Raw genomic sequence first — 19,916 nt, 5'->3', positions numbered from 1 at the left:
CTTGTAAATAATCTATATTTATAGAAAAGGGCTCCTAAGGGAGCCCTTTTTGATATTTCAATCACGATAGAGAATGATATGAAAGAATCGATTCAAGTTACCTTAGAGCAGTTAAGAGAAACTCTGCATTATCACGCCGTTCGTTATTACGTAGAAGATAGCCCTGAGATCCCTGATGTCGAGTACGATCGATTAATGCAGCAATTGCTAAAGATCGAAGAAGAGAACCCGGAACTAGTGACGGTAGATTCTCCGAGCCAACGTGTTGGTGGTCAGCCTCTCGATGGTTTCACTCAAGTGACTCATGAGATCCCAATGCTTTCTCTGGACAATGCTTTCTCTGATGAAGATTTGGATGCGTTCAATAAGCGAATGTCTGATAGAGCGCCAACCGCTAACCTCAAGACTTTCTGTTGTGAACCTAAGCTTGATGGCCTTGCAGTTAGCCTACTCTATGTGAATGGTATTTTAGTTCAGGCTGCGACACGTGGTGACGGTGCGACGGGTGAAAACATCACTGAAAACGTGCGTACGATCAGCTCTATCCCACTTAAGTTACAAGGTGAAGGCTGGCCGCAGCGTATTGAAGTTCGTGGCGAAGTGTTTATGCCAAAAGCGGGTTTCGATAAGTTGAATGAGATGGCGTTGAAGAAAGGCGAGAAAGTATTTGTTAACCCACGTAATGCCGCTGCAGGTAGCCTGCGTCAGCTTGATTCTCGTATTACTGCGAAACGTCCGCTAGCTTTCTACGCATACAGTGTCGGTGTTGTACAAGGCGCTGAGCTATCAAATAGTCACTACCAACGCTTTTTACAGCTTAAAGGTTGGGGCTTACCTATGTGCCCCGAGACTAAGCAACTGAGCTCTCTCGAAGACGTGAAAGCCTATTACCAAGATATTATGACTCGTCGTGATGCTCTGGCTTATGAGATTGATGGCGTTGTTATCAAAGTCGACGATATCGCGGCTCAAGAAGTACTTGGCTTTGTTGCACGAGCGCCACGTTGGGCAATTGCTTATAAGTTTCCAGCTCAAGAAGAGATTACACTGCTCAATGACGTTGAATTTCAGGTGGGCCGTACTGGTGCTATTACGCCGGTTGCTAAACTTGAACCTATCTTCGTTGGTGGCGTGACAGTCAGCAATGCCACTTTACACAATGCCGATGAGATTGCGCGTTTAGGCGTGAAGGTAGGCGACAGCGTTATTATTCGCCGTGCAGGTGATGTTATTCCGCAAATTGTGGCTGTTGTACTAGATCGTCGCCCTGAAACGGCTAGAGACATTGTTTTCCCTGATGCTTGCCCTGTATGTAGCTCTACGGTTGAGCGTGTCGAGGGGGAAGCTGTAGCGCGTTGTACTGGCGGTCTAGTGTGTCAGGCACAGCGTAAAGAAGCGCTTAAGCACTTTGTGTCGAGAAAGGCGTTGGATGTCGATGGCCTTGGCGTAAAAGTGATAGAGCAGCTTGTGGACCGTGAAATGGTAGAAACGCCCGCTGACTTGTTCAAGCTTAGCGCGGGCGTAATTACAGTTCTTGATCGTATGGGGCCTAAATCGGCGCAAAATGTGGTGAGTGCGCTGAATAAAGCCAAAGACACAACGTTAGCACGTTTCCTCTATTCACTCGGTATTCGTGAAGTCGGTGAAGCGACGGCTATGAACTTAGCTCAACACTTCAAGACGTTGGAGTTGGTTCAAGCAGCAACCCATGAACAGTTAGTTGAAGTGTCAGATATTGGTGACATCGTAGCAAGTCACCTCACGAGCTTCTTCTCGCAGGAGAAAAACAGAGCTGTAGTCGAGCAGTTGCTAGAGCTTGGTGTTAACTGGCCTGCAATCGAAGCTGTTGCGGATGACCAAGAGCTACCATTAGAAGGTAAAGTCGTTGTGTTAACAGGCTCATTGTCGCAATTAGGTCGAAGTGAAGCTAAAGCTGCGTTACAAGCATTAGGTGCGAAAGTGACGGGTAGCGTATCGAAGAAAACGGACATCTTGTTTGCCGGTGAAGCTGCGGGTTCTAAATTAACTAAAGCACAAGATTTAGGTATCGAAATAAGAACAGAAGAAGATCTAATTGCACTTATTTCGTAAGTAAACCAAGGTAAAGAAAGCTCAAAAGCACTCCTTTAAAGGGAGTGCTTTTTTTGTGTCTGCTGCAAATTAGATGCCTTTTTAATTGTTGAGAATTTTGTACCTATACGAACTCTCAAAAAGGGACAGTGATGCCGCTCAACATTAATGAAATACCATTCTAGTTGTATCATAATTGCGAGTCATATCTATTTTTACAAAGTGATAATTGCCTCAAGTTGTTGAATTTATTGGTATTGATTTTGTTTTGGTGAGGATTTTTCTATTTATCGATCTGGATCACTAAGTACCTATTAAATTTGCACCAACTCATATTTTTTTAGATGAAAATTAAGTTCTCATTGATCTTTTTGAGGGCGAAGTTAGTCTTAATGCCATGGATGCACATGATGTGTATAACCAGAAAGGAAATAGAGAATTCAGAGTTTAGGGTTCTCAAACAAGAAAAGGTATTTCTCTCTACGGCGGCCAACTTTAGGCGGGGAATATTCAAACAGCTATATCCATTTTTAGGAGTTTTATTCCATGGAAAACAAATTTTTTAAACGTACTCTACTAGGTGCAACGGTTGCACTTTTATCGACAGGCGTAATGGCGAAAGAAGTTGGTATCAACTCTGATTTCAACGTTGACGTATACGGTGTTGCAGCTATCTCTCTAGTTAACTACAACACAACAGATCAAGATGATGCGAGCAGTGGCTACGCTGTAGAGAATGAATCTCGTATCGGCTTCCGTGCTCATAAAGATATGTTTGATGACGTATTAATTACAATGCAGATTGAATCTGGCTACGTAGATAGCACAGACTGGGGTCATGGCGGCGTTTCAGGTGGTGTGCTTGGTTTCCGTGATACTTTCGTTGGCGCTTCTGGCTCTTGGGGTAATCTACGTGTGGGTCGTGTTCTTACGCCATTATACGAAATCGTCGATTGGCCATTCTCTAACCCTGGTCTAGGTTCTGTATTCGATTGGGGCGGTATCAACGGTCATTACGATCGTCAATCTAACCAAGTTCGTTACGATTCGCCAAAATTCGGTGGTTTCTCTTTTGCAGCTTCTGTTGGTCGTGATGATAACGACAATGGTGGTGGCGCGGCGACTCGTGATTCAGAATTCTTTGGCGCGAGCGCTAAGTACAGCTTTGAAAAAGTAACATTTATGGGTGGTGTTGAGTCTGGTACTCGTGTTGTTGGAGATACAGCAAAGTCTTGTGTATTTGACCCTGATGCACCAGGTACACCTGATTGTACAGCTGCAGTAGATGGTTATAAAGACGATACATTCGCTTATATTGTAGGCTTTGAAGCAAGCCTACCAGCAGGCTTTGGTATTGCAGCAGCATACAAAGGCGAAGAAATTGATAACGGTTCTCGCAAATATACTCAAGACTCATACTCTATTATTGGCCAATACTGGAATGGTCCATGGGGCTTTAAACTAGGCTACGCAGCGAATGATGATGCAGAGTTATCTGGAACAACTGCTTCAAATTCTTCTCTAAAAGCGAGCGCAACAGATAAGAGTGATACTATCTCTGGTCAACTTATGTACGTGGATAATGGCTTTGTACCTTATCTACGTGTAGCAAGCCGTAGCTTTACTGACAATGACCGCGGTGAGGTTTCATCAGATATCGTAACTCGCATTGGTCTTGAGTACGGTTTCTAAGTTAAAGTTATCTGCTTAAAACAGTTAAATTAAAATCAAAACGTTGGTAAATCTTTTTGCCAGCGTTTTTCCATAGTGAACATAAGGAATTAGTCATAATGAATAAAGTTAGTGTAGTTGTATTATCATTATTTTTGGGAGCTTGTAGTTCACTTGATTCACAAAGCAATTTTGCAGATTCAGTTGCGGATGTACAGCCCAGAGGTGGTTACATTAAAGTAACCGGTCAATCTTACGTAGCAGAAAATAGAGCAAATGTAGGCGCAGACATTCTCAAGTCGTCGCTTTACTTTACATACAATAAAGAAGTAACACCAAATACTGCCCCAGAATCTTCAATTACTATGGACGTGAGTTACTTCCAAAGTTACAAAGAGTACGAAACGGTTAGTTTTTTTGGTAAAACGATAGAATTAGAAGATAGACAAGTACCAAGAGAAAGCTGCAGCGAGCACTGTACTAAGACTCAATATATTAAGTTTCCATTAAGTGACGCTGATATTCAGCAAGCAAGACAAAAGAATTTAGAATTTACGCTTGAAGGCCAAAACTCAGTCATGAGCACGACTTTTATCGTACCAAAGGCGTATATCGACACAATTTATAACGGTGCAAATAATCATACAGCTATCGCGGTTGCTCCAGTCGCGGCTGTTCCAGTAGCAGCAGTAGTTGCTGAAGAGCCAAAAGCATCACAAGCACAAGAGATGGTGAATTACTGGTATGGTGAAGCAACCAAAGAAGAGCAATCTGCAGTAACAGATTGGGCATTCAAGAACCGTAAGAACGCTAACCCAGCATTACTAGAAGGCTCAAAAGAGATCGAAATGGTTTCATACTGGTTCAATAAGCTAGACAGTGAAGAAAAATCTCAAACTATGATTTGGCTGTTAGAGCAAGAGTAGGCTTCTAACGTAAGTCTCTAGCTATGTTTTTCAACCGCAGTATTGTATAACAGCAGTACTGCGGTTTTTCATTTTAGGCTTACAGGTAAGATTGTGAATATTGGTGAAGTAGCGAAGCGTGTTGGTACAACAGCGAAATCCATTCGTTTTTACGAAAGTAAAGGCATGATGAGCCCACCGCACCGATCAGAAAATGGTTACAGGCAATATGGCGAGATTCATATCGAACAGTTAGAGTTCGTTTTGAGAGCTAAAATGGTTGGTTTCACTCTCGATGAGTGTAAGTCACTGGTTGAGTTGGCAATGAATCCCAACAGACAAAGCTACGAAGTAAAGAAGAAGGCTACTCAGAAGTTAGATGAAATAGAGTTGAAGCTTGCGGAGTTAAACAAGATGAAGGTGCAGCTACAATCTTGGGTACATGACTGCCCTGGAGATACTTCAACGGAATGTCCTATCTTGAATAATCTATCTGGCCGCAGTTAGGTTATTCCAGTTCTAAATAATTGTCAGGCAGCAATTTCATTACTAGCCTGACTTTAATCACCTATCACAGCACCTATCACAGCACCTTTCCGCCGTAATGTTTACAGATCAACAGTGGTACATGAGTGACTGCGTTACCATCTGAACACTTAACGATAGGCCCCATGTTTCCGTTACCAGGAGACTGACTGCTCGCTAGAGCGCTTCCAAATGACAAGCTGAAAATAGCCGTTAGAATTATTAAAAAATGTCTCATACAAACTCCATTAGGTTTATCTCTAATTGAGATAATTGAAAGTATGGACAAGGAAAAGAAAATTTCAAAAATTGGACGGACTTAACATTTTTAATAATTATAAATAAGCGAGAGTAAGGTTAACTATTCATATATATATTGGGTAAGAAATCTGGCTTTCTTATACCTTTTTAGCTCAATCAAACTTTTTAGCTTTACGAAATAAGAACTTATTTTTTTTTCAATTCAATCTATCGCAATGATAATTCGAATATTATTAAGGTTCAAAAATAGAAAAAGCCTGCATTTATTGAAAATGCAGGCTTCATATAGCTCTTGTTTATAAAGGTTCTATTATTAGAACGATTCCGTCTAAAGCGACAATCTTAATTTCGGTTCCAGATGGAATATCTTGACTGGCCTTTGCTGACCAAGAAGAGTCACCGAACTTAATTCGACAGCTACCTTTCTTTACGTCTTCACTTAAAATAACGGTTTGACCTACCAATTGCTTTTCTCTTTGGTTTAACTCTCGCCCTGCATCCGATTGCTTGTCATTCGAGAGTTGTCTTCTCCACCACAACCAAGTGGTAATAAGAGAGAAGCTAGCAAAGGACAGCCATTGCATCTGCCAACCAATTGGTAATGCTCCTAATAGGGCACCGACCAGCATGGCAGATATGCCTATCCATAAAAAGTAACCAGCGGTTCCAATTAGCTCAAGCGCTAACAATGCTAGACCAAACGCTAACCAATGCCAGTGGTTTACTTGTTCTAGTAATTCGACCATAAGTTAGTCCTTACTACCTTTGTCATTCTTATGTGCAAACATCTCCGCGATACCCGCTACAGAACCCATAAGGCCAGTTGCTTCGAGTGGTAGCATGATGATCTTGCCGTTTTCAGCTTGGCCTATAGATTTCAATGCGTCGGTGTAACCTTGTGCAATGAAGTAATTGACCGCTTGCATGTCACCTTGAGCAATTGCCGTTGATACCATTTCTGTCGCTTTAGCTTCTGCTTCTGCGGCACGCTCACGGGCTTCTGCTTGCAATATTGCCGCTTGCTTCTCACCTTCTGCTTTCAGGATCTCTGATTGCTTGTGGCCTTCTGCTTTCAAGATCTCAGCTTGTCGTACACCTTCTGCTTCTAAGATATCAGCACGTTTATTACGCTCGGCTTTCATCTGGGCATTCATCGCAGCAGTAAGGTCTGCTGGTGGCTGTACGTCTTTAATTTCGATACGGGTGACTTTTACGCCCCAAGGGTTTGTCGCTTCATCAACGATGTTCAGTAGCTTGGTATTGATCATGTCACGCTGACTCAGCATCTCATCCAGTTCCATCGAGCCAAGCACAGTACGGATATTGGTGAGGGTTAAGTTACGGATCGCATGTTCAAGGTCATTCACTTCATAAGCTGCCTTAGGCGCGTCGATAACTTGAACAAAACAAACCGCATCGATAACCACATTTGCATTATCTTTGGAGATGACTTCTTGTGCTGGGATGTCGAGAACACGCTCCATCATGCTGATGCGCTGTCCAACTTTATCAATAAATGGAATGATTAAGTTAAGACCCGGTTTAAGGGTGTGTGTGTATCGCCCGAAGCGTTCAACGGTCCAGTTGTTGCCTTGTGGAACGGTTTTTACGCCAGCGAAGATAAATAACAGTGCGACGGCAGTAAAGACGCCGATAGTAATCAAGGTATCAATAGGCATACAAAATCCTTTGCAAGTTTGAGTTTTTGATAGTTCAGTATTGATACTGGCTCATATTTAAATTCTGAGCAAATTTATAAACGAGAAATGGGCCATAAATCATTGATTTTATGGCCCATTTTACATTCTATTATGCGATAAACTAATTGATTGAATTGTCAATTTTCGATGTTTAATCTACGGCTTTTTAGGTTTAACTAGTAAAGCAGAGAGTACAGTTGTCGACGGTACTTACTGGCAACTGGGTTACCTTGTCCAAGCGCACTCAAGATGTCCATGAACTCTTTCTTCATGTCACCATCGAGAGCATTAAGATCTTTGGCTAGGAAAGACCATAATAGATCCATAGCTTCTTCACTGCGGTTCACTTGGTGATATTGCAATGCTAATTCAGATGCTGTTTTAGCGTCGCTCGGATTTTGCTGAAGAGCTGCTTCTAATGCTTGTATTTCAGGGCTGTCTGCTGCTTGTTTATGAAGTTCAAGCTTTGCAACTAAGCCTTTGTAGTAGTTGTCTTGGTACTCAAGAGGGATAGTTGCTAGCTGAGTTTCAGCAAGGTCAAATTGTTGCGTTTCTAACAAACACTCTGCGATCGCCAGTTTTACTTCACCTTTATTCGTCAGCTCTGCTGGAAGTTGCTGCATTGCTGCTAGTGCCTGTGTGTGCTCGCCAGCTTGCATTTGCTCAAGAGCCTGACGCAAAGCAAGTTCATCTTGGCTAGGAAGGTGTTTGCTGAGCATATCGACAATAGCTTCTATGCTTTGAGGGCCACCGAGCCCATCGACTGGCTGACCATTAACAAACAGTGCAATAGTGGGCAGTGCTTGAACACCAAACTGGCTAGCAATAGCTTGCTCTTGTTCGCAATTGAGCAGGGCTAAGGTGAAGGCACCGTTGTATTGCTGAGTTAAAGTTTGCAGTTCAGGAATGACTTGGGCGCTCTCTTGGCTCATTGGTGCCCAAAAATGGATGAGTACAGGGGTCTGCATCGAACCTTCTAATACTTGACGAAAGTTCTGCTCATTAAGTTCAACAATATGCGGAGATTGCATTTACGTTCCTTGAGGTTTGTTTTGTGGATACGTTGCAAATATGGGGGGATTAGTCGGTAACTTCAAGATCTAACTCGGTTATCTCGGATAAAAAGAACCAAAAATAGAAAAACGCTATGCTTCGATGTTGATATAATTGTTATCTCAACATGGAAGGCATAGCGTTATCATCGAGGTAGTCAGTGAGGCGTTGCGTGAGATACTCAAAACAGAATAAACAACGTAATAGCCAAACTCACACCTACCCAATTAAGGCGGTTTAAAGTCATGAAATATCCAGAAGTAGCTTCATCAATTGGGAATAATTGATGAGATAGCCTAAATCATGACATCTTATTGTTACGAATAAATTACATCGTTACATTAAAGTTTGCGACTGTGCATTCAAAGTTACTCATTTATGCTGCTTTTTTTAAAATAGGGTCTAGCAAGCGGCTTGGTAGGAGTCTTTTTAACACAGCGAATACCTTGGTTGGTGTCGTAACTCGGTACCTTAACTTAGGTTTATCGGCAGTCAGCGCATGAAAAACGGGTTCAATGCAGCTTGCAGCAGGCAGGACAAAAGCGTTGTTCGACGACTCTTTTTCAAGTCGGTCTTTTTGCTGTTGGTAAGCTTCTTGGTGGACACTGCCAGAAATGTTGATCCATTTATTGAACGCTTTCAGGGCGTTGGCTCTAAACTGGGTTTCGATAGGGCCGGGTTGCAGTAATGAGATCTGTACACCGCTGCCATGCAGTTCTAATCGTAAGGTATCTGTCCAACCCTCAATCGCGAATTTAGAAGCATTATAAGCACCACGATACTTCATGGCTGCAAAACCTAATACGGAACTGTTTTGTACGATTCGACCTTCGCCACGCTCGCGCATGTGCGGAAGGATCTGACAGACGAGATGATGCCAACCAAAGAAGTTGGTTTCGAATTGTTCTCTGAGTCCTTGGGTCGGTAAGTCTTCTAGTGCCCCTGTTTGACCGTAAGCACCGTTATTGAATAATCCATACAATCCATTAGGTGCGAGATCAATAGCAAGCTTGGCGCCATGCTCAATACTTTCTTGGTTGGAAAGATCTAATTGAATACAGGTGAGGCCTTCATCTTGAAGGCGTTGAACATCTTGTGGATCACGACAAGATGCAATGACATGAAAACCACGCTTTTGAAGTGCATGAGCACATGTATAGCCAATACCTGTTGAGCAACCGGTAATCAGAATCGACTTGTTCACACTTAATCCTTTATTAGAGTCTCTATCGCTCTAGGGTAAAGAATTAGTCTTGATGTTGTAACAAGTTTTTTAGTGCTGGCTCGATTCTTGAGTAACTAAAGATGAATCCCATCTCAGTGAGTTTCTTCGGCTTGGAGCGAATGCTGTCAAATAGCAAACAAGATGATTCCCCCATGAGAATCGACATCGCCCATTTCGGCGTGAATAAGAAATGCGGTCGGCCTAATTGTTTCGCTAACGTGCTGCTGAACAGTTTGTTGGTCACAGGGTGAGGAGCACACATATTGAATTCCCCTTGAGCGTGAGGGATAGACAACAAGTGATTGATGGCTCTCACCATATCGAGAATGTGAATCCATGGCATGTACTGGTCACCTGAACCTAGTGGACCACCGACGCCGAGTTTATAAGGCAATAGCATCTTCTTGAGTGCGCCGCCATTCTCGCCAAGTACAACCCCTGTTCGCAGTAGTATCACGCGTGTGCTTTCTGATTGTGCTCTCTTGGCTATCTCTTCCCAGTGGGCACAGACTTTATGAGGAAAGCTTTCATCTTCTACTTGCAGTGACTCGTCAAACGGGTGCTGCTGTTGATCGCCATAGTAACCCACGGCTGAACCGCTAATAAAAGCGTGTGGCGGGTTGCTACTGGCATGAATTAATTCGACCAGCTTTTCAGTGATGTGCCAGCGGCTGTTACAGATCCTCTCTTTTTGTTCTGTACTCCAACGCTTATCGGCAATCGGCTCACCCGCGAGGTTGACCACCACATCAAAGTCATTGAGATCACTGAGCTCATCAAGGGATTGAATGTAATGAAGGTTGTTCTGGTTGAGGTGATTTAGGTTTTGCTTCGCATTTTCAGGACTCCGCGTCAGCAATGTCACGTCGTCAGTGTTCCAACTCTTGACCAATTCAGAGCCAATAAATCCAGTACCACCCGTTAACAATATCTTCATACCAATCTCCCTATTAAACATAATTATAGACATGGCTTGTTTTTAGTCGCCAATCAATACGAAAAAATCACTATAACGATCATAAGGTTTCAATCGTGTGATGCCCAAATTACGCCTTTTTCAATTTACAAAGGAGTGAAATTAAATTCATCAAGTCAGGATGTGTACCGTCATCACACTTATGCACTTTACTCGGATATGTTACCAACTGCGTAATATTTGTCACATAAGCAATGATAAGGATTTGCCATGATTATTATTAATTCATAATCAGCGACAAGGAATTGCGATGACGGCGGTGCTTGCTTTGTTTCGATCCATGTTAGGTAGCCTGAGGGATCTATTGCCAATCGTGGCGGTAATCGCTTTCTTCCAGCTTGCTGTCTTACAAGAGCCACTTCCTCATCTTTTATCTATTCTGACTGGCTTAGTGCTCGTCGTTTTTGGACTCACTTTCTTTATCTTTGGCCTTGAAATGGGGTTGTTTCCAATTGGCGAATCGATGGCTCAAGCATTTGCCAGAAAGGGGAGTGTGTTCTGGTTATTGATCTTCGCTTTTTGTTTGGGTTTTGGTACCACCATAGCCGAGCCAGCGTTAACCGCAGTCGCTGCCGAAGCCGCAGAAGTGGCAGCTGAGGGAGGTGTAATCCCCAATACGTTAGATGAAATGGAGCAGTATGCCAATGGCCTGCGCTTTACTGTGGCACTGTCAGTCGGTATCGCTATTTTACTCGGTGTGCTGAGAATCTTAAAAGGTTGGCCAATCCAGTACATGATCATCGGTGGATATATTGGAGTGGTCGTGCTCACTGCATTTGCTCCGGAAAACATCATTGGAATTGCGTATGACTCTGGTGGAGTAACGACATCGACGATCACCGTCCCATTAGTAACTGCGTTAGGGGTGGGTTTAGCCTCGGCAATTAAAGGGCGTAATCCGATGATAGATGGTTTTGGGTTGATCGCGTTTGCTTCGTTGCTGCCGATGATGTTTGTCATGGTGTACGGGATGGTGGTGACATGATCAGTGTTCAACAATTTATCGACACCTTTCTCGGCACTGTGATGGATGTGATCCCGATTGCGATCATCATCTTCGGTTTTCAGTTGGCGGTATTACGAAAGCCAGTCAATAACCTAGCCAAAGTGCTGATCGGTTTCTTCTACGTCATTCTTGGCTTATCACTCTTTTTGATGGGATTGGAGCTCGCGTTATTCCCTCTAGGGGAGACGATGGCAATGCAACTCACCGAGCCAAGCTTTTTGACTGAGTTTAAGATCAGTTCTGGTCTTGCTTTGGTTTGGTTTGATTATTACTGGGTTTACCTGTTTGCGTTTTGTATTGGTTTCAGCACCACGATAGCCGAGCCTTCTTTGATAGCTGTAGCGATTAAGGCGAACCAAGTTTCCGGTGGCAGTATCAGCGTCAATGGGCTGAGGATCGCCGTGGCATTGGGCGTTGCTATCGGTATCTCTCTGGGCAGCTACCGTATCGTTGCGGGTGACCCGATCCATTACTACATCATTTTTGGTTATGTCGTCGTGGTCATTCAAACCTTTTACGCCCCAAAACTCATTATCCCATTAGCCTACGATTCGGGTGGCGTCACTACATCAACGGTGACAGTCCCTTTAGTGACGGCGCTCGGGCTTGGACTTGCTTCAACCGTACCAGGAAGAAATCCTGTCATTGATGGCTTTGGATTGATCGCCTTTGCCAGCTTATTTCCCATCATTTCAGTGATGGGCTATGCCCAAATAACACAATGGTTAAACCGTTTACATACCTCTAAGGAGAGCAAAGATGCGCTTTAAACTTATCCTAGCGTTTGTAGAAGAGAGCAAGACCGACACTGTGCTCGATGCCGCGCGTGATGCGGGCGCGACTGGAGCAACGGTGATTAATAACGCCAGAGGGCAAGGCTTAAACCAAAAAACCACCTTCTTCGGCTTAACGTTAGAGGTGCAAAAAGATGTGTTGCTGTTTGTGGTTGAGGAACACTTAGCTAGGCATATTCTTGAAACTATTGGCGAAGTCGGCGAGTTTGACCAGGAGTCAGGACAAGGTATAGCGGTGCAGATCGATATCGAAGACGCAGTCGGGGTTGCGCATCAAGTCGAGACGTTAACAAAGGTTGTGGAGGATGAGCTATGAGTACCAGTGAAAAGATCCGAGTAGGCGATGTCATGGCCAATACGTATGTGATTATCGATGGGCTAACCACGGTGTTAGAAGCGATAGAGATGGCTAAAAAGCACAAAGTGAAGGCAATCATTGTCGATAAACGCCACGAAGATGACGAATACGGTATCGTATTGATGAATGACATTGCCAAGAAAGTACTGGCTAAAAACCGATCTCCAAAGCGAACCAATGTTTATGAGATCATGACCAAGCCAGCGCTAAGCGTGTCTGCTGAGATGAACGTAAAGTATTGCGCTCGCTTGTTTGAACGCTTTGGTATCAGTCGTGCGCCAGTAGTTCGTGATAACAAGATAGTCGGTATGGTTAGTTACAATAATATCGTGATCAATGGTATGGCGAGAGATGACGTGTAGCATTTAGATACGTACAATAGGCTCATAAATTTTATGGAGAAGTACGTGTGAAATTATTTTTTGCTTCAGACCTACACGGTTCGCTGCCAGCAACAGAAAAGGTATTAGAACTCTACCAAGCGTCTGGTGCGCAATATTTAGTTCTATTGGGTGACATTCTGAATCATGGACCAAGAAATCTGATTCCAGAAGGATACAACCCGCCGGCGGTTGCAGATAAGTTGAATGCGTTTTCTCAAGAGATCATTGCCGTTCGTGGTAACTGCGATAGCGAAGTGGATCAGATGTTGTTGTCTTTTCCAATGATGATGGATTACTCGTGGGTGCTATTAGAATCAGGCCAGCGTATCTTCCTAACGCATGGCCATTTGTACAACACCAATAAACGCCCAGCGTTGAAGGCGGGCGATATCATTGCACACGGTCATACCCATATTCCTGTCGCCGAATACCAAGATGACATCTTTATCTTTAACCCTAGCTCGGTGACATTCCCACGAGAGGGACACGCGGCGAGCTATGGCATCTATGAAAACAATACCTTCAAAGTCATTAGCCTTGAAGGTGATGTTCTCGTGAGTGGTCAGCTTTAAATCATTGGATCGGCCGTAAAAGGGCTTATTTTGAGTCCACGTGGCCGAGATCTCTGTCTGGAGCAATGATGTTTCGTACTCTTTGCTTCAGAACTTTCGCCTCTGGAAAACCGTCATCTGCTTTTCTTTCCCAAATCTGCACACCATTACAAAAGATTTCGAACCTGCCTCCTGTGTCTGGGTGTAAGCTCACTTGTTCAATTTCTTCGCTGAAGGTATGCAGTAGCTCTTGGCATAACCAACTAGAGCGAAGCATCCAATTGCATTGACGGCAATAGTGTATCGCGATTGTGGCTTTTGTTGCTGTCTCTTTCGCTGGCGCCAGATTAGGTTGTTCCGTTTTCATGGTTAATCCTTAAAATGCTACATCCGTAATTTGATACCAACGGCTAACAAAAAAGGGGCTTCATGCCCCTTTTTTCTATTGGTTTACCGTTTCATGGTATTCAGCTATTCATAAACAGTAAATAGCGATCCAATCTTAGTTTGAAAACAATACGGTAGAACCATGATTTAAGCTAGTCAGTAGCAGTGCCTTCGGGTTAACAATATCTATGCGGCGGCTTTGCTCTGCGTCCATCTTAATGACTTGAGTGATCAGCTCTAGCTGTTCTTCTGAAAAGTCTTGGCGCTGAGCCGAGGTCACATCTTTAAACTCCGTTGGCGAAACCAGTAAGTAGTTATCGTTAATATCCCACTGACCCGTTTCAGAGATGTTGATGACATTCGCAGGCTCAGTTTGATTACCGTAAAGTCTAACCACTGACATTCTTAAATATGTACCATTTGGTAGGTATTTCGCATTCGATGATAGTTCAACTCTACGAAGTGGGCCGATTGAGTCAGCTTGCTTGTTATCGCTAATCAGCGTCACCATTCTCGACTGCCATTCATGCTGAGTGAGTAAGCGCTCTACTTTTGCATCGCTGCTCCAATATAACCAACCGCTCAAAAATGCCGATAGAACCAGTAAGATAATCGATACTTTTAATTTCATGTTACTTACCACCGTTACAAATGTCGTTTACATCCGACTGGTTTGCGTAAATTCTTAGGGTTACATTTTCGCTCGAGTAATCTTGCGGGTGAATGTAATTGAGGGCAAGGTTATTGGTTTGTCCTCCTGTAGCGATCACTTCAGCCGGCTTTAACACACCAGTGTGACTCGTGTTGTAACTTAATACACACTTTTCTATTGCTGGCAGCCAACTGCTGAGGTCTGGGTGGTTAACCGGTGATTGAACCTTTACACCATCCACTTCAGTCAAAACCGTGAACTCGGACTCCACCGGGGTAGTAAACGTTAAAACGAGAATCGGCATGATGAAAGCGGCAAGCAGTAACCAAAATGTTAACCATTTATTGGTGCTTTTAGCCGGAGCTACAACAGGAGCGGTTGCTGGTTCTACTGCCACTTTAGTTTGTTGAACTTTTGTAATTGGCTCAGGTTCAAATGTGTCAGTGATTGCTTGTTCAGTCGCTGCAGGCGTTGCAAACGTTAGGATAGGTTCAACGTCATTTTCTGCAATTTCAGCGGCTACTGGCTGATCATTTGATGACAGTGGCGCAGAGCGCTCAACGGTCGCAATAAATTGGTAACCGCGCTTCGGTACTGTCTTTACGAATTCAGGAGATTTAGTCGAGTCTTTGAGCATCTTTCTCAGAGTCGATACGGCTTGCGTTAAGCTTGAGTCATCCACCTCAAAGCCTTGGTCTCGCCAAACATACTCATGCAATTCATTACGAGTGATAACTTCATTAGGCCTTTCTGACAGCATCAAGAGAATGCGGCTTTCATTGCTACCAAGACGTACGACTTCACCGTCGCTCATTTGATCGACAAGTGAATTGCTGTTTGGGTCGAATACGAACCGTTGTGCGAGAATAAACTTTGTGCCGATATTACTCATTGAATTCTTCTATTTTGGATTGTTTTGGGGGGCGAAATAGACAAATCTCAGGTGAAGTTCCGTTAATTCTTCACCAAATCATGGCTTATTTTATGTTCTTTTATATTTATCAGGCTCAAGGATAATAAAAACAGATAAAAAAAACAGTGTTTTTATGATTTTTGACCTTGAATTTACATTTGTCATCCTCATGTTAATGAACAGAAGAGTGGCATCAAGTGTTACGCCCCTATGATTATTCAACATAAAGTATAGATGTTTTGGAGTAAAAATGAGCGAAACGGCAACGCAAAATAAAGAGACTCGTGGCTTTCAATCTGAAGTAAAACAACTACTTCATCTAATGATTCACTCACTGTATTCAAATAAAGAAATCTTTCTACGTGAGCTGATCTCTAACGCATCTGACGCGGCTGATAAGCTTCGTTTTCAAGCTCTATCGAACGGTGACCTTTACCAAGGTGATGCAGATCTAGGTGTAAAACTTTCTTTCAACGCGGAAGCAAACACGTTAACCATTTCTGATAACGGTATCGGTATGAGCCGCGACAACGTTATTGAACATTTAGGTACGATTGCTAAGTCAGGCACTGCAGATTTTTTCTCAAAGCTGTCTGAAGACCAAAGCAAAGACTCTCAACTGATTGGTCAATTTGGTGTGGGTTTCTATTCTGCATTCATCGTCGCAGACGCGGTAACGGTTCGCACACGTGCAGCTGGCCTGCCGAACAATGAAGCTGTTCAGTGGCACTCTGCAGGTGAAGGCGATTACACAATCGAAGACATCACTAAAGAGTCTCGTGGTACTGACATCGTTCTGCACATGCGTGAAGACGGTAAAGAGTTCTTAAATGAGTGGCGTCTGCGTGAAGTGATTGGTAAATATTCTGACCACATCGGCATTCCTGTTTCTATCTTCACAGCAGTGAAAGATGACGAAGGTAAAGACACCGAAGAGAAACATTGGGAACAGATCAACAAGGCGCAAGCACTTTGGACTCGTAACAAGTCTGATATCGAGAAAGAAGAGTACCAAGAGTTTTACAAACACGTATCTCACGACTTTGCTGATCCACTAACCTGGAGCCACAACAAGGTTGAAGGTAAGAACGATTACACAAGCCTGCTTTACATCCCAGCGAAAGCACCTTGGGACATGATGAACCGTGACCACAAGAGTGGCTTGAAACTTTACGTGCAGCGTGTATTCATCATGGATGACGCAGAGCAGTTCATGCCATCTTACATGCGTTTCGTTCGTGGCTTGATTGACTCAAACGATCTGCCATTGAACGTGTCTCGTGAAATCCTGCAAGACAACAAGGTAACTCAGTCTCTTCGTGGCGCATGTACCAAGCGTGTACTGACTATGCTTGAGCGCATGGCGAAGAATGACAATGATAAGTACCTAGAGTTTTGGAAAGAGTTCGGCCTAGTATTGAAAGAAGGCCCGGCTGAAGATATGGCGAACAAAGAGAAGATCGCTGGTCTACTTCGTTTCTCGTCAACGGAAGTGGATTCTGCTGAACAAACCATCAGCCTAGAATCTTACGTTGAGCGCATGAAAGAAGGCCAAGATAAGATTTACTACCTGACAGCAGATAGCTACGCTGCCGCTAAGAACAGCCCACACTTGGAGCAGTTCAAAGCTAAAGGTATTGAAGTGGTTCTAATGTACGATCGTATTGATGAGTACGTAATGAACTACCTGACTGACTTCGACGGTAAACAGTTCCAATCGATCACTAAAGCAGGCTTAGACCTAAGCAAGTTTGAAGGTGAAGAAGAGAAAGAGAAGCAAAAAGAGACAGAAGAAGAGTTCAAATCTGTTGTAGAGCGCACTCAATCTTACCTAGGTGGTCGTGTTAAAGAAGTTCGTACGACCTTCAAGCTAGCAACAACACCTGCGGTTGTTGTGACTGACGACTTCGAAATGGGCACGCAAATGGCGAAGCTTCTTGAAGCTGCGGGTCAAGCGGCACCGGAAGTGAAGTACATCTTCGAGATTAACCCTGAGCACGCACTGGTTAAACAGATGGCTGACGAAGCAGACGAGCAAGCGTTTGGTCGTTGGGTTGAGTTGCTACTTGGTCAAGCGATGCTGGCTGAAAAGGGCTCAATGGAAGATCCGTCACAATTCTTGGGTGCAATCAACGAGCTACTAACAAAGCGTTAGTCTTTCGACTTTAGGTTAAGCCAACAATTACAATAAAAAGCTCGCAAATGCGGGCTTTTTTTATGAACGTCGTTGAAAATTGACCTAACGTGGTCAACGTCACCGTTATCGTCACAACAAATGTTGTCGATGCATTCTTTAGTCGTAAATTCAGCCAAATTGAATATTAATGTGATAGAATGCTCGACCTAATCAGCTGGGGCTAAGAAGCGACTATCTCCAGTTGTATGATTTTTAAACGTTATACCGAAACTTACCGTTTTGCTTCTGTTCACAGTTTTGCTTAGCCTCAATGGTTACTTAACGCTTTCTGTTCATCCTAAAAATGAGCAAGAATGGAGGGATAGTGAGCTTCGGTATAAATCATAATTTTATAAGAGGATTAAACATGCGCATCATTCTTCTAGGTGCTCCTGGCGCGGGTAAAGGTACTCAAGCTAACTTCATCATGAACAAATTTGGTATCCCTCAAATTTCAACTGGTGACATGCTACGTGCTGCTATCAAAGCGGGTACTGAGCTTGGTAAGCAAGCAAAATCAGTAATCGACGCTGGTCAGCTAGTTTCTGATGAAATTATCCTTGGTCTTATCAAAGAGCGTATCGCTCAAGATGACTGTGAGAAAGGTTTCCTACTAGACGGTTTCCCACGCACAATCCCACAAGCTGATGGCCTAAAAGAAATGGGCATCGCTGTTGATTACGTTGTTGAATTTGACGTAGCTGACGATGTGATTGTTGAGCGTATGGCTGGTCGTCGTGCTCACCTTCCTTCTGGTCGTACATACCACACTGTGTACAATCCGCCTAAAGAAGAAGGTAAAGATGACGTAACGGGTGAAGACCTAGTGGTACGTGATGACGACAAAGAAGAAACAGTTCGTGCACGTCTAGGTGTATACCACGATCAAACAGCTCCGCTAATCTCTTACTACGGTAAAGAAGCTGAAGCAGGCAACACTCAGTACCTTAAGTTTGATGGTACTAAGCAAGTTGCTGAAGTTAGTGCAGAACTTGAGAAAGCACTAGCATAATTGGCTAACAGCCAGTTTTAGAATTTGATATATTGGAAGCGACCTTAAGGGTCGCTTTTTTTGTTTCAATTTTTAGTACGATACCAATCTAGATAATTTGATTGCACATGATTCAGAACGGTTCAGACCCGATGGCAGTGGCTAGCAATTGAGAGTGGATGTTGTGTATCTCATATGAAGAGTGATTATTCAGACTTTCATTGAGGCGCAATGATCTTAAACTTATGCAGATTAGTATATTACTTTCCAGAAAATCACATATTGGTCTCAGGTATCTATGGAAAATAATAAAAAGCAGGGTGTTTTACTGGTGAACTTAGGAACTCCAGATTCGGCGACCCCCGCTGGCGTTCGTCGATTTTTGAGTGAATTCTTACACGACAAGCGAGTTGTAAACCTAACGCGTTGGCTTTGGTGTCCTATATTACATGGGGTGATTTTACCGATTCGCTCGCCTAAAGTTGCTAAGCTGTATCAGTCTGTCTGGATGGATGAAGGCTCACCACTGCTTGTGTACTCTCAAAGACAAGCTGAAAAGCTCCAGAAGAAGCTAGAGATGCCTGTTGCACTGGGTATGACCTATGGCAACCCAAGCCTAAAGACTGGTGTTGAGCAACTGATGGAGCAGGGCGTTGAGGACATCATCGTACTGCCTTTATATCCGCAGTACTCTGGTACAACCACAGCGGCGGTTTCTGATGGTTTAACCAAAGCCTTTAAGCAGATGCCAGTTATCCCGAGCTATCGCTTTATTCGCGACTACTACGCGCACCCAAGCTATGCCAAAGCATTGGCTGAAAGCGTCCGCAGTCATTGGGATAAAAATGGCAGAGCCGATCATTTAGTGTGTTCTTTCCACGGTATTCCGAAGCGACTGGCTGATGAAGGCGATATCTACCCTCAGCATTGTGAAGCGACAACAAAGCTGCTTGCGGCAGAGTTAGGTTTGTCAGCGGACGATATCACAATGACATACCAATCGCGATTTGGTCGAGAAGAGTGGTTGAAGCCATACACTGACGAGACACTTGAATCACTGCCGAGTAAAGGCATCAAGAAGATCGACATTATGGCACCTGCCTTTTCGGTTGACTGTTTGGAAACGTTGGAAGAGATTTCAGACCAGTGTAAAGAGACTTTCATTGACGCTGGTGGTTCGGACTTTAGCTACATTATGTGTCTGAACGACAGAGATTCGCACATCGATATGATGGCAGAGTTAGTGGCGCTGTATCGCTAACAGATGCTGAGCCTTGATTATGACTTATCGTTAGCATTAAGGCGCATAATACAAATAA

The 19,916-nt window shown here is 43.6% G+C and carries 22 protein-coding genes; 13 read left to right on the top strand and 9 right to left on the bottom strand.

The features are described from left to right. Positions 1-78 precede the first annotated feature (78 nt). From ligA to cueR, 5 genes are all read left to right on the top strand, one after another. Complete coding sequence (ligA, locus tag ACED46_RS11200) at positions 79-2,091, top strand: NAD-dependent DNA ligase LigA (RefSeq protein WP_371721450.1); 2,013 nt, start codon at positions 79-81, stop codon at positions 2,089-2,091. 389 nt (positions 2,092-2,480) lie between these two features. Next, on the top strand, positions 2,481-2,636 hold the full coding sequence (locus ACED46_RS11195; RefSeq protein WP_004734257.1) for a hypothetical protein: 156 nt from the start codon (positions 2,481-2,483) through the stop codon (positions 2,634-2,636). Then, positions 2,617-3,762 (top strand): porin, encoded by a 1,146-nt coding sequence (locus ACED46_RS11190; RefSeq protein ID WP_136973710.1) that lies wholly within the window; start codon positions 2,617-2,619, stop codon positions 3,760-3,762. Before ACED46_RS11195 ends, ACED46_RS11190 begins: the two co-directional genes overlap by 20 nt. Positions 3,763-3,860: 98 nt before the next feature. Beyond that, on the top strand, positions 3,861-4,667 hold the full coding sequence (locus tag ACED46_RS11185) for a DUF2057 domain-containing protein (RefSeq protein ID WP_371721449.1): 807 nt from the start codon (positions 3,861-3,863) through the stop codon (positions 4,665-4,667). A gap of 93 nt (positions 4,668-4,760) precedes the next feature. Further along, positions 4,761-5,153, top strand: a complete 393-nt coding sequence (gene cueR, locus ACED46_RS11180; protein WP_017061928.1) for a Cu(I)-responsive transcriptional regulator — start codon at positions 4,761-4,763, stop codon at positions 5,151-5,153. A gap of 76 nt (positions 5,154-5,229) precedes the next feature. Here cueR and ACED46_RS11175 read toward each other — a convergent pair whose 3' ends face one another. From ACED46_RS11175 to ACED46_RS11150, 6 genes are all read right to left on the bottom strand, one after another. After that, positions 5,230-5,409 carry a hypothetical protein gene (locus ACED46_RS11175; RefSeq protein ID WP_017061927.1) on the bottom strand — a complete coding sequence of 60 codons (180 nt, stop codon included), beginning with the start codon at positions 5,407-5,409 and terminating at the stop codon, positions 5,230-5,232. A gap of 319 nt (positions 5,410-5,728) precedes the next feature. Further along, entirely contained in the window at positions 5,729-6,178 is a 450-nt protein-coding gene (locus ACED46_RS11170; RefSeq protein WP_017061926.1) for an NfeD family protein, read from the bottom strand. 3 nt (positions 6,179-6,181) lie between these two features. After that, on the bottom strand, positions 6,182-7,111 hold the full coding sequence (locus ACED46_RS11165; RefSeq protein WP_017063395.1) for an SPFH domain-containing protein: 930 nt from the start codon (positions 7,109-7,111) through the stop codon (positions 6,182-6,184). Between the two features lie 197 nt (positions 7,112-7,308). Next, entirely contained in the window at positions 7,309-8,163 is an 855-nt protein-coding gene (locus ACED46_RS11160) for a co-chaperone YbbN (protein WP_017061924.1), read from the bottom strand. A gap of 398 nt (positions 8,164-8,561) precedes the next feature. Beyond that, positions 8,562-9,389: an SDR family oxidoreductase gene (locus tag ACED46_RS11155; protein ID WP_371721448.1), complete on the bottom strand. Its 828-nt coding sequence runs from the start codon at positions 9,387-9,389 to the stop codon at positions 8,562-8,564. Positions 9,390-9,432: 43 nt separating this feature from the next. Next, positions 9,433-10,347 carry a TIGR01777 family oxidoreductase gene (locus ACED46_RS11150; protein WP_017063397.1) on the bottom strand — a complete coding sequence of 305 codons (915 nt, stop codon included), beginning with the start codon at positions 10,345-10,347 and terminating at the stop codon, positions 9,433-9,435. 289 nt (positions 10,348-10,636) lie between these two features. On the opposite strand from ACED46_RS11150, the gene ACED46_RS11145 reads away from it, so the two are divergent. Genes ACED46_RS11145 through yfcE form a run of 5 tightly spaced genes read left to right on the top strand, consistent with a single transcriptional unit; the run spans position 10,637 to position 13,499 of the window. After that, a complete protein-coding gene (locus tag ACED46_RS11145; protein ID WP_017072437.1) occupies positions 10,637-11,371 on the top strand; it encodes a DUF1538 domain-containing protein in 735 nt (244 codons plus the stop codon). Further along, positions 11,368-12,162, top strand: a complete 795-nt coding sequence (locus ACED46_RS11140; RefSeq protein ID WP_017066002.1) for a DUF1538 domain-containing protein — start codon at positions 11,368-11,370, stop codon at positions 12,160-12,162. The genes ACED46_RS11145 and ACED46_RS11140 overlap by 4 nt, the downstream gene beginning before the upstream one ends. Beyond that, positions 12,152-12,502: a P-II family nitrogen regulator gene (locus ACED46_RS11135; RefSeq protein WP_017062207.1), complete on the top strand. Its 351-nt coding sequence runs from the start codon at positions 12,152-12,154 to the stop codon at positions 12,500-12,502. The genes ACED46_RS11140 and ACED46_RS11135 overlap by 11 nt, the downstream gene beginning before the upstream one ends. Further along, positions 12,499-12,906: a CBS domain-containing protein gene (locus tag ACED46_RS11130; RefSeq protein ID WP_017062206.1), complete on the top strand. Its 408-nt coding sequence runs from the start codon at positions 12,499-12,501 to the stop codon at positions 12,904-12,906. Before ACED46_RS11135 ends, ACED46_RS11130 begins: the two co-directional genes overlap by 4 nt. Positions 12,907-12,953: 47 nt before the next feature. Beyond that, entirely contained in the window at positions 12,954-13,499 is a 546-nt protein-coding gene (gene yfcE / locus ACED46_RS11125) for a phosphodiesterase (protein ID WP_017066004.1), read from the top strand. Positions 13,500-13,524: 25 nt separating this feature from the next. Here yfcE and ACED46_RS11120 read toward each other — a convergent pair whose 3' ends face one another. The 3 genes from ACED46_RS11120 to ACED46_RS11110 all read right to left on the bottom strand — a co-directional run bounded on the left by ACED46_RS11120 (position 13,525) and on the right by ACED46_RS11110 (position 15,409). Then, entirely contained in the window at positions 13,525-13,845 is a 321-nt protein-coding gene (locus tag ACED46_RS11120; protein WP_017062204.1) for a SelT/SelW/SelH family protein, read from the bottom strand. Positions 13,846-13,980: 135 nt separating this feature from the next. Then, the gene (locus ACED46_RS11115) at positions 13,981-14,496 is read right to left on the bottom strand and encodes a regulatory protein ToxS (protein WP_050653752.1); all 516 of its coding nucleotides are present in this window, start codon (positions 14,494-14,496) and stop codon (positions 13,981-13,983) included. Between the two features lies 1 nt (position 14,497). Then, complete coding sequence (locus ACED46_RS11110; protein ID WP_017063403.1) at positions 14,498-15,409, bottom strand: transcriptional regulator; 912 nt, start codon at positions 15,407-15,409, stop codon at positions 14,498-14,500. A 271-nt stretch (positions 15,410-15,680) separates the two neighbouring features. Between ACED46_RS11110 and htpG the strand changes: the two genes are divergently transcribed. The 3 genes from htpG (at position 15,681) to hemH (ending at position 19,858) form a co-directional block, all read left to right on the top strand. Then, positions 15,681-17,585, top strand: coding sequence for a molecular chaperone HtpG (gene htpG / locus ACED46_RS11105; RefSeq protein ID WP_017062201.1), 1,905 nt, complete (start codon positions 15,681-15,683; stop codon positions 17,583-17,585). Positions 17,586-17,973: 388 nt separating this feature from the next. Further along, entirely contained in the window at positions 17,974-18,618 is a 645-nt protein-coding gene (gene adk / locus ACED46_RS11100; protein ID WP_017062200.1) for an adenylate kinase, read from the top strand. A gap of 277 nt (positions 18,619-18,895) precedes the next feature. Further along, positions 18,896-19,858, top strand: coding sequence for a ferrochelatase (gene hemH / locus ACED46_RS11095; protein ID WP_017063404.1), 963 nt, complete (start codon positions 18,896-18,898; stop codon positions 19,856-19,858). Positions 19,859-19,916 lie beyond the last annotated feature (58 nt).

It is taken from the genome of Vibrio sp. 1S139, assembly GCF_041439475.1.
In the GTDB taxonomy this organism is placed as follows: domain Bacteria; phylum Pseudomonadota; class Gammaproteobacteria; order Enterobacterales; family Vibrionaceae; genus Vibrio; species Vibrio crassostreae_C.
The sequence above is the reverse complement of the archived record's forward strand: the minus strand, read 5'-3'. Positions and strand labels throughout refer to the sequence as shown.

Excerpts from the sequence above, each read along its gene's own strand:
- ligA (WP_371721450.1), top strand. The coding sequence starts at position 79 with ATGAAAGAATCGATTCAAGTTACCTTAGAGCAGTTAAGAGAAACTCTG.
- ACED46_RS11195 (WP_004734257.1), top strand. The coding sequence starts at position 2,481 with ATGTGTATAACCAGAAAGGAAATAGAGAATTCAGAGTTTAGGGTTCTC.
- ACED46_RS11190 (WP_136973710.1), top strand. The coding sequence starts at position 2,617 with ATGGAAAACAAATTTTTTAAACGTACTCTACTAGGTGCAACGGTTGCA.
- ACED46_RS11185 (WP_371721449.1), top strand. The coding sequence starts at position 3,861 with ATGAATAAAGTTAGTGTAGTTGTATTATCATTATTTTTGGGAGCTTGT.
- ACED46_RS11175 (WP_017061927.1), bottom strand. The coding sequence starts at position 5,409 with ATGAGACATTTTTTAATAATTCTAACGGCTATTTTCAGCTTGTCATTT.
- ACED46_RS11170 (WP_017061926.1), bottom strand. The coding sequence starts at position 6,178 with ATGGTCGAATTACTAGAACAAGTAAACCACTGGCATTGGTTAGCGTTT.
- ACED46_RS11165 (WP_017063395.1), bottom strand. The coding sequence starts at position 7,111 with ATGCCTATTGATACCTTGATTACTATCGGCGTCTTTACTGCCGTCGCA.
- ACED46_RS11160 (WP_017061924.1), bottom strand. The coding sequence starts at position 8,163 with ATGCAATCTCCGCATATTGTTGAACTTAATGAGCAGAACTTTCGTCAA.
- ACED46_RS11150 (WP_017063397.1), bottom strand. The coding sequence starts at position 10,347 with ATGAAGATATTGTTAACGGGTGGTACTGGATTTATTGGCTCTGAATTG.
- ACED46_RS11145 (WP_017072437.1), top strand. The coding sequence starts at position 10,637 with ATGACGGCGGTGCTTGCTTTGTTTCGATCCATGTTAGGTAGCCTGAGG.
- ACED46_RS11140 (WP_017066002.1), top strand. The coding sequence starts at position 11,368 with ATGATCAGTGTTCAACAATTTATCGACACCTTTCTCGGCACTGTGATG.
- ACED46_RS11135 (WP_017062207.1), top strand. The coding sequence starts at position 12,152 with ATGCGCTTTAAACTTATCCTAGCGTTTGTAGAAGAGAGCAAGACCGAC.
- ACED46_RS11130 (WP_017062206.1), top strand. The coding sequence starts at position 12,499 with ATGAGTACCAGTGAAAAGATCCGAGTAGGCGATGTCATGGCCAATACG.
- ACED46_RS11120 (WP_017062204.1), bottom strand. The coding sequence starts at position 13,845 with ATGAAAACGGAACAACCTAATCTGGCGCCAGCGAAAGAGACAGCAACA.
- ACED46_RS11115 (WP_050653752.1), bottom strand. The coding sequence starts at position 14,496 with ATGAAATTAAAAGTATCGATTATCTTACTGGTTCTATCGGCATTTTTG.
- ACED46_RS11110 (WP_017063403.1), bottom strand. The coding sequence starts at position 15,409 with ATGAGTAATATCGGCACAAAGTTTATTCTCGCACAACGGTTCGTATTC.
- htpG (WP_017062201.1), top strand. The coding sequence starts at position 15,681 with ATGAGCGAAACGGCAACGCAAAATAAAGAGACTCGTGGCTTTCAATCT.
- adk (WP_017062200.1), top strand. The coding sequence starts at position 17,974 with ATGCGCATCATTCTTCTAGGTGCTCCTGGCGCGGGTAAAGGTACTCAA.
- hemH (WP_017063404.1), top strand. The coding sequence starts at position 18,896 with ATGGAAAATAATAAAAAGCAGGGTGTTTTACTGGTGAACTTAGGAACT.